Annotated in this window: 3 protein-coding genes; 1 reads left to right on the top strand and 2 read right to left on the bottom strand. The window is 66.9% G+C overall.

Annotated elements, in window-relative coordinates; translation table 11 throughout:
* Positions 1-3: 3 nt before the first annotated feature.
* The gene (locus tag NS2_RS36620; RefSeq protein ID WP_096490596.1) at positions 4-864 is read right to left on the bottom strand and encodes a hypothetical protein; all 861 of its coding nucleotides are present in this window, start codon (positions 862-864) and stop codon (positions 4-6) included.
* Positions 861-1,259 carry a DUF6463 family protein gene (locus NS2_RS35525; RefSeq protein ID WP_045438115.1) on the bottom strand — a complete coding sequence of 133 codons (399 nt, stop codon included), beginning with the start codon at positions 1,257-1,259 and terminating at the stop codon, positions 861-863. Before NS2_RS35525 ends, NS2_RS36620 begins: the two co-directional genes overlap by 4 nt.
* 166 nt (positions 1,260-1,425) lie before the next feature.
* On the opposite strand from NS2_RS35525, the gene NS2_RS35520 reads away from it, so the two are divergent.
* Positions 1,426-1,980, top strand: coding sequence for a TetR/AcrR family transcriptional regulator (locus tag NS2_RS35520; RefSeq protein ID WP_033091750.1), 555 nt, complete (start codon positions 1,426-1,428; stop codon positions 1,978-1,980).
* The last annotated feature ends 114 nt before the right edge of the window (positions 1,981-2,094 follow it).

Genomic DNA, 2,094 nt, shown 5'->3' with positions numbered 1-2,094 from the left:
GTACTAGCGGGGTGGTGTGCCGAGTGCGGTGAGGGTGGCGAGGAGGGTCAGGGACAGGGGGCCGATCGGGGTGAGGTCGTGGCCGAGTCCGAAAACCATTGCGGCGGACCAGGACACCGCGAGGGTCGCCACCAGGGCGGCGGTGTAGCGCACGATGAAGCGCGCCGCTGCCGGGTCGGACCGCAGCGACCACGCCACGGTCGCCGGTACCGCGATGAATACGACGCAGCTGAACAGCCACGTCGCGTAGAGTGATGGCTTCGCCGGGGAGGGGGTGTCGCTGTCCAGCAGCGCGACGGGCCAGCCCTGGGAGGTGGCCAGGACGGTGTGGACGATTGCGTTGAGGGACCCGACGATCAGGCTGAGCCACAGCACGATTCGCTGCCACCGATGACGGCGGACCGGTGGCTGTGCGAATTCGGGCGGACGGGGTGGCCGGGCCGACAGGGCCAGTCCGGCCACGACGGCGTGGAATATCCACTGGGGCAACGACTTCAACCCGGATGCGCCGTCGGTCCACAGACCCGCCGCGAGGTACAGCACCGCCTGAGCGCCGTTCAGCAGCGCGAGGTAGCCGAGTGCGGGCCTGGTCACGGCTGCGGGCATGCGAGCCAGGAGCAGCAGGGCGACCGGATAGGTCCAGACGATCGCCGACATGCCGTGCCACATCATTCGCAGGCCCTGCTGGGACTCGGCCGTGGCGTTGTGGGTCATCAGCGCGTCGATGATCGGAGTCGCCTGCGCGAAGGTGTGCAGTACGGCGGTGATCGTTGCGGCGACCACCGCGGTCCGAAGCGCCCATGGCCGTGCGATATTCACCGTGACGCTCTTCTCCGGCGTCACAGTCGTTGCCGCATCGGTCATCTCGGCTCGGCTTCGAGCACCGGCCCGGTGTTCCGGTGGATTCCGGCCAGCAGTAGAATTTCGGCGATCAACAGGATCGGCCAGGGCGTGGTCACCAGGACCACCGCGCCGACCACGGTCCAGGCGCCCAGCGCCCAGGCGAGGAACGCGGGCGGGGTGATGTGTCGGCGGTCGAGCCACAGCACGATCAGTCCGACCAGGATGAGCGGTGGGCCGAAGCTGTAGAGGCTGAGCCAATAGGCGCTGTTCGCCGGGCTCATCGCGGAGAGGTCCTCGCCCCACAGCCCGCCGCTGAACCAAGTCCCGGCGTGCCGCGCGGCCTTCTCGAAGGTCAGGGCGAGGATCGTGTGCGCGGAGGCGAACAGGGTGATGAGCCAACCGGACCACTTGATCATTTGCCCTCTCCCCGAACGTGGTTCGGTACCAGTTGCGCGCGGTTGGGTCGGTGGGAGTCTCATCGTCGGGTCCTTTCCCGCTGATATACGGCAACGTATATCAGGGAACAATAGACCCTCCTGTACGGTACCGTATAGAACCGTGGGATGCGAGAGGAGTCATCTGATGGGTGTGGCCCGCACGCCGCGTGAGGCATGGGTCGAGGAGGGTCTGCGGACGTTGGCCGCCAGTGGGGTGGAGGCGGTCCGGGTCGAGGTGCTGGCCAAGGCGCTCGGCGTCACCAAGGGTGGGTTCTACGGCTATTTCGCCGACCGCAATGCGCTACTGGTCGCGATGCTGGACGAGTGGGAGCGCGAGAGCGTCGACGAGGTGCTCGAGGCGGTGAAACGGGTGGACGATTCGCGCGAGAAGATCGCACTGGCCGGGCGGCTGACGCTGGGTGATCGGCTGGTCGGCGTGGATCTGGCGATTCGGGACTGGGCTCGCCGCGACGAGGCGGTGGCGGAGCGACTGCGCCGGGTCGACAACGAGCGCATGAAACTCGCGCGCGAGATGATCGGCACCTTCTGCTCCGACCCGGACGAGGTCGAGGCCCGCAGCCTGCTCGCCTTCTGCCTGGCCATCGGAAACCATTTCCTCGCCGCCGACCACAATGGCCGCACCCGCGACGAGGTTCGTGCTCGCGCGTCGGCGATCGTGCTCAAACGCCCGCAGGCGTAGAGAGAAATTGTTCTCTCTGGATTTCGCGGGCACCGTAGCCGATGAAACGCATCGGCGCAAATTGGCGGCGTCGAATATATTGTTTCCGTTGAGCGCGAGGACCTTTGACTCCAA

Source organism: Nocardia seriolae NBRC 15557 (assembly GCF_007990715.1).
In the GTDB taxonomy this organism is placed as follows: Bacteria; Actinomycetota; Actinomycetes; order Mycobacteriales; family Mycobacteriaceae; genus Nocardia; species Nocardia seriolae.
Note: the sequence above shows the minus strand (reverse complement) of the source record. Positions and strands in the feature narration are given on the sequence as shown.